The sequence below is a fragment of the Crocosphaera sp. XPORK-15E genome (assembly GCF_034931425.1).
Classification (GTDB): Bacteria; Cyanobacteriota; Cyanobacteriia; order Cyanobacteriales; family Microcystaceae; genus UHCC-0190.
Window position 1 is genome coordinate 258,313 of record NZ_JAYGHQ010000001.1, and the last position, 10,684, is coordinate 268,996.

The 10,684-nt window shown below is 37.6% G+C and carries 9 protein-coding genes and 1 pseudogene; 6 read left to right on the forward strand and 4 right to left on the reverse strand.

The annotated features are described in order from the left end of the window. A partial coding sequence (locus tag VB691_RS01255) for a HEAT repeat domain-containing protein (protein ID WP_323289638.1) occupies nucleotides 1–1,604 on the reverse strand: 1,604 nt, incomplete at its 3' end. Then, the gene (rimM, locus tag VB691_RS01260) at nucleotides 1,605–2,201 is read right to left on the reverse strand and encodes a ribosome maturation factor RimM (protein WP_416244542.1); all 597 of its coding nucleotides are present in this window, start codon (nucleotides 2,199–2,201) and stop codon (nucleotides 1,605–1,607) included. A gap of 292 nt (nucleotides 2,202–2,493) precedes the next feature. Here rimM and VB691_RS01265 point away from each other — a divergent pair, with 292 nt between their 5' ends. Together VB691_RS01265 and VB691_RS01270 are read left to right on the forward strand one after the other, a co-directional pair. Further along, entirely contained in the window at nucleotides 2,494–3,303 is an 810-nt protein-coding gene (locus tag VB691_RS01265; RefSeq protein ID WP_323289640.1) for a Tab2/Atab2 family RNA-binding protein, read from the forward strand. A gap of 14 nt (nucleotides 3,304–3,317) precedes the next feature. Continuing rightward, complete coding sequence (locus tag VB691_RS01270; protein WP_323289641.1) at nucleotides 3,318–4,229, forward strand: phosphorylase; 912 nt, start codon at nucleotides 3,318–3,320, stop codon at nucleotides 4,227–4,229. A 764-nt stretch (nucleotides 4,230–4,993) separates the two neighbouring features. Here VB691_RS01270 and VB691_RS01275 read toward each other — a convergent pair. Next, a complete protein-coding gene (locus tag VB691_RS01275; RefSeq protein ID WP_323289642.1) occupies nucleotides 4,994–6,196 on the reverse strand; it encodes an argininosuccinate synthase in 1,203 nt (400 codons plus the stop codon). A gap of 333 nt (nucleotides 6,197–6,529) precedes the next feature. Between VB691_RS01275 and VB691_RS01280 the strand changes: the two are divergent. Continuing rightward, nucleotides 6,530–6,643, forward strand: a pseudogene (locus VB691_RS01280) (RNA-guided endonuclease TnpB family protein); the annotation flags it as partial. A gap of 15 nt (nucleotides 6,644–6,658) precedes the next feature. On the opposite strand, the gene VB691_RS01285 reads toward VB691_RS01280, so the two are convergent. Continuing rightward, nucleotides 6,659–6,853 (reverse strand): DUF2949 domain-containing protein, encoded by a 195-nt coding sequence (locus VB691_RS01285; protein WP_323289643.1) that lies wholly within the window; start codon nucleotides 6,851–6,853, stop codon nucleotides 6,659–6,661. A gap of 280 nt (nucleotides 6,854–7,133) precedes the next feature. On the opposite strand from VB691_RS01285, the gene VB691_RS01290 reads away from it, so the two are divergent. The 3 genes from VB691_RS01290 to ftsY all read left to right on the forward strand — a co-directional run bounded on the left by VB691_RS01290 (nucleotide 7,134) and on the right by ftsY (nucleotide 10,492). Continuing rightward, nucleotides 7,134–8,237 carry a TRAP transporter substrate-binding protein gene (locus VB691_RS01290; protein ID WP_323289644.1) on the forward strand — a complete coding sequence of 368 codons (1,104 nt, stop codon included), beginning with the start codon at nucleotides 7,134–7,136 and terminating at the stop codon, nucleotides 8,235–8,237. Between the two features lie 10 nt (nucleotides 8,238–8,247). Further along, complete coding sequence (locus VB691_RS01295) at nucleotides 8,248–9,033, forward strand: DUF6816 family protein (RefSeq protein ID WP_323289645.1); 786 nt, start codon at nucleotides 8,248–8,250, stop codon at nucleotides 9,031–9,033. 64 nt (nucleotides 9,034–9,097) lie between these two features. After that, entirely contained in the window at nucleotides 9,098–10,492 is a 1,395-nt protein-coding gene (gene ftsY, locus VB691_RS01300) for a signal recognition particle-docking protein FtsY (protein ID WP_323289646.1), read from the forward strand. Nucleotides 10,493–10,684: the final 192 nt, after the last annotated feature.

A 10,684-nucleotide genomic window follows, 5' to 3' on the forward strand; every position in this document is an offset into this window, starting at 1 on the left:
AAAGCCTCTGCTGCATTCCCACAAACATCCTCATCAGAGTGTTCTAAAGCCTGGAGTAACCCAGAAATGGCTGCTTCTGAGCCAATATTACCCAAAGCCTCTACTGCCTTACTACGAACATCCCTATCAGAGTCTTCTAAAGCTTGATTTAACTCATTAACAACTTCATCAGACTTTGTTAATACTAATAAATCAATCTTAAACCGTTTCGGTACATCTAAACAAAGCACTAACCCAACTGTCTGCTTTTGAAACTTAACTTTGACTTCTCCTGCTAACCTTGCTCCCAATTTTAAATCAATCTCTAACCCCAACTTAACCACCCGTCGCGCTTGCTTTTCCCTATCCAATAAACCAAACATTAAAGCGATAGTTTCCGTCCATTTTGTATAATTCAAATAGTGCCACTGCAATTCTTCATCCCTGAGATGGGGCAACTTTTCAAATAATGCCTCGGCGGTGTAATATTCCTGAATAAGTTGATGGCGAAAAGCAATTTGATTGTTACTTTCTAATTGAATGAGATGATGTTTCAGTAAATCTTTTAACCATTGCTTGGCACAATTATCAGCATATTCGACTTTTCCCTGCAAAAACTCCTTTAATACTGCCTCAGCTTCCCGTTGATCAATAGCAACCTGAATCTCTGTTTTTGAGTCACCTTGAGTCATTTTCCAAGCTAATATTTGCAGTAATTCCCGCCACCAATCCCGCGATTCTTGGTAAGTCGAAACATCTGCTTTTAGTCTGTGATCATAAATTTCTGTAAAACGCTGAAAAACTAACCCCAAATTACCAGGAATTTGGCTTTCATTATTCTCAAAAACAGAACAAAGCATCCACAATAATAGGGGAGTCTCTCCAAATTCTTTGAGGCGAATTTCCAATTGTTTAAGCATTTTTTCGCCTTTTTCTGGCAAATAAGCCTTGACAAAATCACGCATTTGTGATTCATTTAAGGGAAGCATTTCTAGCTTCTTCTCAATATTTAAGTCGCCTCCTATGCCTATATCCCTTGTAGTGAAAATCATCGGGATTTTCTGATATTGCTGGCGAAATTTTTGTAAATCTTGTCTCGCTGCTTCTGATGGCAATTCGTTAATACCATCAAACAATAATAATAGGGTAAAATTATCATTTCCAAGTAGTAATTTTTCTAGGGTATTACTATCAATAATTAGTTCGTGGCGTTGCAGAAATTGTAGAATGAGATCGAGTATTGAGGTTTGATAGTATCTTAGTTCGATGAGGATGGGGATTGATCCCCCCCTACCCCCCTTCAAAAGGGGGGAGTTAGAGTTAGATTCTTCTAACAATAACCGTGCTAAAGCTGTCGATTTCCCAGAACCTGGACGACCCCTTAATAAGATATGATTAGGAGCATATTTCCGTAAACCCTCTAAAACGGTGAAGCGTTCCGTTTTTTCTGCCCTTTCCTCTGGTTTCTCCCGTTCTTTCTTAATTTCCTGAACCCACAAATCCGTTAACAAAGGCGCAGTTTTCGGCGATCGCGTCTTCCCCTCAACATCCGTGAGGGTGTAAACGTCCCACCATTGGGCGTACTTGTTACAGATAGAGTCAAAATAGGGAGTCCAGTTAATCATTTATTCAGCTAATTCTAATAGTCCTTTAGGGGGATTAATTTCGATTCTTTTCTTATCTACATCAACCACCGGAACAATTTCATAGACAAAGGGAATTAATACTTTTTTGGGCTTTAATTTATCAGATGGCTGTTCCTCTGTATCGGTAACAACTGACGGTTCGGTATGATTTAATTGTACCTCTAATAAATCATTACCTGCCCCAAAAATATCTGTAACAATACCAATTAATTCCCCCGTAAATTGATGATAAACTTCTAAATCAATTAATTCTGATACATGATATTCATCTTCTGCTAATTGAGGGCGATCGCTACTGGGAACGAATAATTTATGACCCCGTAATAATTCAGCTTGATCTATATTTTCTATGCCTTTTAAACGGATAATATAGAGATTTTTCCCAGGAATATATCGCCCACTAATTAAGTCAACAGGTTCAGGAGATAAAGCTTTGGGAGACTGTAACCATCGTTTTCCTGGTTGTTCAAATCTCTCAGGAAAATCTGTACTTGGGACAACTTTTAATTCCCCTTTTAATCCTTGTGGTGCGACAATAGTTCCTATTTCTAACCAAGTTTCTATCTTTTCTTCTATGGGGTGAGAATTGCTCATTTGATTACCTTATTGTTGATGCTTATCTTAATTATAAGATTTCTTGACTGATATTTTGCAACTAGCTTGAAAACCCCTATTTTTTACCAAATAGTAACGAAGTCATGCTTGGTTTGCTGTCTTTTAAAATCGGGGTTTTATGATTTTTAAATCACGGTGCAAGATCTCAGTTTAACTATAAATTGGGAATTTCAGACTTCAGAATCATTTTAGATGTTTCTTTAATTATGTTACAATCAAATCAGTCTAATAAAAATCAATGAAATAAAACTTAATGAATATTTGGCAAGCAGATTTTTATAAACATTCCTTCAATAATTTAGAGAATAGTTATCAATGGGAACTAATTATTTGTGATTCTCAAGGAAAGATAATTCATGAGGCAATTTGTCAACAATCTCAAGCTAATTCGACCTGGTTAATTAATCAATTAAAGCCGATTATCGAGCAATATTATCCTGATGTAATTCAAGTCTTTCGTCCTCAATCTTTAAGTTTATTAACCTTAGCAGGAGAAGCATTAAACATTAAAGTTGAACCCAGTAGACGGACATTTCAACTCAAAGAAATTTTAAAACAACGCCATCCTAACTCCATCAAATTAGAACAACTTCCCCCCCAACCATTACCAGAAAATTTATGGGGAGATAAGTGGCATTTTGCTTCATTTAAAGCAGGTGATATCATTGACTTTTTTTGCGATCGCCCCATTCCTATCAAAGATTTTCCTGACAGTCTTAAACCTATTAATCTCGGTATTCATTCCCAGACAAATATTCCAGGAGTGATTATTTATGGGGGCAGAAAATCTATGTATTTAGCCCGTTGGTTGGCAGAAAATAAACCTGTTGCCTTAACTTATATTCCCACAGAAGTTGGTAAATCTGGGGGCTTAATTTTAGATGCAGGATTAATAGAACGTTGGGTTTTATTGACCTTTGAGGATTTAGAGATGGCGAAAGCTGCTCAACAGTATGAGGAACAAAAAGAAGCAAGTCAAGGACTCCATTTTTTACTGATACAACCCGATGATTCAGGAATGACTTATACTGGTGTATGGTTACTTAAAAGAGAAGATAGTTAAGGGAATAAATTAACATGAAAACAATAAACATCCTCTTAGAATCTGATAGTTTATGGGACAAAGTAAAACAGCAAACTAACTACGCTCTTAACTGTGGGGCATTAAAATCAATTCCTACAGAGTATGAATTGATCAAAGATGGAGACATTGACTTTGTTGTGAGAATTTTATCTAATTTAACTCACAAAGACAATGCGAAAAAACAACAGAAAAAAATTGAGAAAAAATTAGGCAAAGATTTTAATCCTTTTCTTCCCTATGAGGAAGACTTATTTGTGACAAATATCTCTGATACTCATTTATGTTTACTGAATAAATTTAATGTTGTTGATCATCACTTATTAATCATTACTCGTGAGTTTAAAGACCAAGAAACTTGGCTAAACTTCAATGATTTTGCAGCCTTATGGGCCTGTTTATTACAAATTGATGGCTTAAGCTTTTATAATAGTGGTAAATTAGCGGGTGCTAGTCAACATCATAAACATCTTCAATTAATACCTTTACCTTTGATATCTGAAGGGGCAAAAGTTCCGATTGAAACCGTGATCAAAACAGCAGAATATCAAGGAAAAATTGGGAAAATTCCTTGCTTTAAGTTTACTCATGCGCTGATTAATCTAGAAACTCAAAATAATCAAGATATCCTAGAACTTGCTCAATTAACATTAGAAAATTATCAATGCTTATTAGAAGCAGTTGGGATGTCAATTAAGAAACAAGAAAAACCCGATCCCTATAATCTTTTAGTTACCAGAGAATGGATGATGATTATTCCGCGATCGCAGTCTAAATTTGAATCAATTTCTATTAATTCTTTAGGATTTGTAGGAGCATTATTAGTTAAAAATGAACAACAAATGCAAACCTTAAAAGAATTAAGTCCCCTAACCATTTTAACCAATGTAGCTTGTTCATCTCCTTAGATGATAACTGTTGCTATTTATACGGAATTAGGAAAAATCAGATTGTAGTCAATTATGAGACTTCTGGGAAAGGTTGGGAACAGGGTTTATGCTTTATTTTGTCTTCATTCCCTGACTCTAAACCCATAAAATTAGAGGGTTATTACCAGAAAAAATGAGGGAACCTTAACGAATTTTTTTCGTCATGGATGCTTAAATTTAAAATTTACGTTACAATTTGTATCTAATTGGGAACCAAGACTAAAACAATGGGAAGACTAGGACTATAAAGGAAAATCACTCTTATCCTAAGAATCAGATGTCATTTTATTAAATTTTTGGGGGCTTACCCATGGACGTATCATTAACTGTATTAAGATGTTTTTTAGTTATGTTAGAGTTTGTGGAATTTTTAGCTACACCCCTAGGACTGGGTGCTAGTATATTGCTGGTATTGTGGAGTCATTTGATGATCTCAGGGTGATCACGATTTCCCAAAGATTAAGGGCATAATACTATTATGCCCTACGGTAATCGTGATAATTTGTAGGGGTTTAACAATGTTAAACCGTTTTAGATACTTTAACCAGTTGTTTGTTACTTGTGTTGTTCAGGAATTATTTCAAGATTGATAAAATATAATAAATTTTAGTATTATTTTAACTAAGTAGAGACATAATTTACAATGATCCAAATATTGTTTGTATCTACAATAATTTTATACTGTCATATCCTAAAAAAATAACGATTGGGGCTTAATATGATTAAACCCCAACCTTAAATCATTAACCTCTGGTTTTTTCTGCCCAAACTCTGGTAGGCAGTCCCCAAATATAGATAAAGCCTTCTGCTGCTTTATGATCAAAGCGATCATCTTCCCCATAGGTAGATAAATGGGGACTATAAATAGAGTAGTCAGACTGACGGCCAACAATAGTAGCATTGCCCTTAAATAGCTTAATGCGTACCATTCCTGTGACTCGTTCCTGAGTTTGGTCAATTAAGGCATCGAGGGCTTCTTTTAAGGGAGAATACCATAAACCCCGATAGATCAAATGACTGTAGGTTTCCTCAACCCCTTTCTTATAATGAGTGACATCAGCAGTCAAAGTCAGACTTTCTAAGTCGCGGTGGGCATCAATTAGCACCAATAAAGCGGGGGCCTCATAAATTTCCCGTGACTTAATACCAACCACACGATTTTCAATCATATCCAGACGGCCGACCCCATGTTTACCAATAACCTCATTCAGTTGAGTAATGAGGGCAACAGGGCTAAGAATTTGACCGTTGAGACTGACAGGAATACCCTTTTCAAAGCCGATCTCAATATATTCGGGACTATCAGGGGTATCTGCGATCGCCTTAGTCATCAGATAAATTTCTTCGGGGGGTTCCGTCATCGGATCTTCAAGGGGCCCCGCTTCAATACTGCGTCCCAATAAATTGCGATCGATACTAAAGGGTGAAGACTTCTTAACCGGAAATTCCATGCCACAGCGTTCCCCATAGGCAATAGTTTGTTCCCGACTCATATTCCATTCCCGGGCCGGGGCCAACACCTTTAAGGTAGGGTTCAGGGCTAAAATTCCCAGATCAAAGCGTACCTGATCGTTACCCTTAGCGGTACAACCATGGGCTACTGCGTCAGCACCATATTTTTCAGCAGCTTCTACCAATAATTTAGCAATGAGGGGACGGGCCAAAGCGGTAGAGAGGGGATAACGACTCTCATAGAGGGCATTGGCTTTAATAGATTTAAAGGCATAATCTGTGACAAATTCTGCGGTAGCATCACTTACTAAGGACTCAGATGCCCCAAATTTAAGGGCTTTAGCTTGAATGGGCCCCAGTTCATCTCCTTGGCCTAAGTCAGCGGCGAGGGTAATGATTTCATCTACTCCCCATTCATTTTTGAGATAGGGGATACAAACAGAGGTATCAACCCCACCGGAATACGCAAGAACTACTTTATTAGCACGACCCATAAAACTTTATCTCTGGCATACAACTAAAGGCTTATTGTACTTTAGTTAACAGTCTTAAGTCATTAGCATGGGTCAAGAATACAGAACAATTTTCTGATCATAAATACTTCGTGAACTGTCCCGACGAGTCGCGCAAGCGTACAGCGCGGGCTTCTTACCCAATCAGCAGCTTTCTATTGCAAGCAATAGCGAGTCTTACGCCAAGGCGATAAGCTACTCCCTCGTCCCGAAGGTAAAATACAAGGTTAATCAAAAAAAATGATTATGAATCTAGCTTGGTTATCGCTATGTTTCTCGCCTTGTCGAGATATTAAAATATTAACACAACGAGCTTCGTTAGCAATACAGGCATCATCAGAAAGGGCATGGTCAGCGATTTTTCGTTTCTATGACAATTGTAAACGTGGGATAAAAGGCAAAAAAGGTTATCCTAAGTTTCAAAAGAACAGAACGGCGGGAGTGTCAAAGAAGGTGATCGTCTAGCCAGTCAAAAACGGATTCTAATTGTTCTTTATTGACTAAGCCATATTGCCAGAGAATCATGGGAAAATGATGGGGCATGGCTTGTTCATCTCGCAAGGCTAAGTGAATAGATTCGGCAGGAATAGCCAAATCTTGTTGTAAAAAATCAATGAATTGGGTTGCAGTAGGATTCATACTTAAAAAGTGTTGAGAGCGTTTTAAAAAGTTTATTAGAGCGGTTTTGTGAGAAAAACTCCATTACATTAAACAATCTCATTGTGTCAATGGTGTGTCAAAAATGCGTAAAGAGGGTGACAATTTTATTTCTGACCCTTTTTTGATGAGATGGCTTGCTTTAGGGTAGGAAAACTAGAACAGCATTAAGTTTTCCCTTTGGCCTAACCTGTGTCATCATGGGAACTTGGAACTTTAAGACACCATCTTTAAGCCAGTAAAGTCCTTAAAAAAATCACGAATGAAACGAAGATATCTTATTAGCAATGGGACATTAGGAGTGACAGCGGCCGCTGTTCTGAGTTCTTGTCAGTCTCAAACTAAACCCATAGACACAGGTTCATTGCCTTCTGTTCGCTGGAAAATGCAGACCAGTTGGCCCAAATCATTAGATACTATTTTTGGTGGGGCGCAAACCGTCTGCGATCGCGTTAGTGCCATGACTGGGGGAAAATTTACCATTACCCCCTACGCGGCCGGAGAAATTGTCCCAGGGTTAGAAGTGTTAGACGCGGTACAACAGGGTACAGTCGAATGTGGCCACTCTCCCAGTTATTATTATATAGGCAAAAATTCGGCTTTAGGCTTTGGAACAGCTATGCCTTTTGGGTTGAATGCCCAACAACAAAACGCCTGGCTTTATCATGGTGGTGGTTTGGAAGCCATGCACAAAGTCTATAGTGATTTTAATATAATTAGTTTCCCTGCGGGCAATACAGGCACTCAAATGGGAGGATGGTTTAAACAGGAAGTTAAGTCTGTTAATGACCTTAAAGGCTTAAAAATGCGAATTCCTGGGTTGGGTGGTGAAGTGATGTCCCGTTTGGGGGTTAATGTGCAAGTATTACCAGGGGGTGAGATTTTTCTGGCCTTGGATACGGGGGCCATTGATGCTGCGGAATGGGTGGGCCCCTATGATGATGAAAAATTAGGCTTAAATAAAGCTGCATCCTATTATTATTATCCTGGTTGGTGGGAACCAGGGGCAACTTTAGACTTACAAATTAATAAAACGGCTTGGGCAAAATTACCCAAAGAATATCAGGCAATTTTACAAGGGGCAGCTATGGACGCTAATATAAATATGTTAAGTCAATATGATGCTCAAAATCGTATCGCTTTACAATCTTTGTTGAAAGGTGGAACAAAATTGATTCCCTATTCTGAGGAAATTTTAAAAGCAGCACAAAAAGTATCCTTTGATTTATATGCAGAAAATGCGAGTAAAAATCCTTCTTTTAAAGAGGTTTATGACTCTTGGAATAAATTTAGACAAGAAATTGTACAGTGGAATTCAATCAATGAATTAAGTTACGCTAGTTTTGTGGCAAAATCTCCTAATTGAATTTTGAGTTATGCGTATCTTAATGATATTTTTGGCATTTATTATTATATTGTTGGAAAATGTTTCACCAAGTCAAGCAGGGGAATTACTTGAGCATATTCAGACTTATCCTGACTGGAATAAACCTTTAAATTTAAGTCAAGCTCAAGGATATTTAATCTATCCTGATTGGATGGATGGAACCTGGAATGTTACAAGTATTTTGTTAGATCAAGTGGCTCCTTTAGCTCCAAAAATTGTTACTCCTGGCTTTAAAAATAATCAACGTTATCTTAATCAACCGTTGCATTTTCAAGTTCGTTTTCAAAAGAAATATCCCCCTATTCCTAATATTTTTGCTTTAGCTTCTTTTAGATCTTCTCAATTACCTATTGTGGCAGATCGAGAATTTAATGGCTATAATATTGCTAAAGCTTATCTAGGAAAAGATGCTACCATATCGGTTAAAGTATCTCCTAATAATCCTAATCGTCAAATTACGTTTTTATCTCAAAATAATCAACTAATTTCTACAGTAACAGAACGACAACAAGAACGCCCCAAGGTTCAAACATTTGTCGCCACAGAAATTACACAGCAAATTTTTCAAAGACCTTCCAGTATTTATATTAATGAAGTAGAAACCACAACTAATTATCATTTAATTGCTGATAACAAAATAGAAACAGAACAAATTACAGCCATTTATTTATCCCCTAAAGATCCTGATTATTTTAAAGCTATTAATCGCCCCATTGCTCTATATAAATATCAGTTAAACTTGTCTCGAAACCCTAATATAACTAATATTAAATAAATTTAGATAAAACCTCTTACCATAAGTTAAAATAGTTAAGTTATTATTATAAAAATATTTCCCTATGTTTAATTGGTTCCGTCGTAAAACAAGCCAACCAGAGCAAGAACAAACAGCAACCCCGGCCCCAGAAACTACGTCACCCCCAACTCCTGAACCCGAAACTGTAACCGAGGAGAAGACTCAAGAAGACTATCTCACTTGGGCCAAAACCGCTTATAAGAATATTCAACAACGGAAAGATGAATCTCAAACTACCGAGACAGTAGAGACATCAGAAGCCCCCTCAGAAACTGTTACCGAATACCAACCCATTACGGAAGAAGAACCTGTTACCCCAACAGAAACCCCCTCAGAAGACGTTCCTGTTTGGATGCAAAAATCTGATCGTCTAGAAGTTCTTAAAGAAACAGCGATCGAAACTGCACCTCCCCCAGAAGAAACACCCTTAACTTTTGATGAAGAATTTGTCTGGTCAGCGAAAGTTTTAGCGGCCCAAGGCCGGGCCCCGGAAGATATTTCAGAAGACGAAATTAACTGGTTAAAACGTCTCCGTCAAGGGTTAGGAAAAACCCGTCGCGGTTTAGTTAACCAACTAAAATCAATTGTTGGTCAAGGGCCTCTAAACCAAGATGCAGTAATGGAAATTGAAGCCCTATTATTGCAAGCAGATGTAGGAGTTGAAGCTACGGATCATATAATTAGTACCTTACAAAAGAAACTATTAGAAGAATCTTTACCTTCAGAACAAGCTATTGAATATCTCAAAGGTATTTTAAGAGATATTTTAGATCGTCCGTTACAACAGGTAAAAAATCCAGGATTTGCCCCCGAAAAAGATACCTTAAATATTTGGTTATTAACTGGAGTAAATGGGGCGGGAAAAACCACCACCATTGGAAAATTAGCTCATTTATCTCAACAGTCTGGTTATAGTTGTATTATTGCTGCGGCTGATACTTTCCGCGCTGCTGCGGTGGAACAAGTGAAAGTTTGGGGTGCAAGAAGTAATACTCCTGTTATTGCTAACCCTGGAAAAAATACTGACCCGGCTGCTGTGGTTTTTGATGGCATTGCTGCGGCCCAAGCTCGTCAGATTGATTTATTATTAATAGATACGGCGGGACGCTTACAAAATAAAAAGAATTTGATGGAAGAACTTGCAAAAATTCGCCGTATTATTGATAAGAAAGCCCCCAATGCTCAAGTAGAATCTTTATTAGTTTTAGATGCAACTTTGGGGCAAAATGGACTACGACAGGCGGAGGTTTTTTCTCAATCAGCTAATTTAAGCGGTGTGGTTTTAACAAAGTTAGATGGAACAGCAAAAGGAGGAGTTGCTTTAGCAGTGGCCCAACAATTAAATTTACCCATTCGTTTCATTGGTGCAGGAGAAGGAATTGAAGATTTACGGCCTTTTTCTAGTTATGAATTTGTGGAAGCTTTATTAAATGGGTAAGTAAATCTTGATTTTTTTCAAGATATTCTTCACAAATCATGGCAAAAACATGGTTTAATTCCAAACGAGCATCTTCAGGGGTTTCTCCCCAAGCATGGCATCCTTTTATCGCAGAAATATAAGCAACATAAGTTCCGTTATCGGAAAATTGGGTTTAAAACCCCGCCACTTCGGCATACTTCGGCTGCGCTC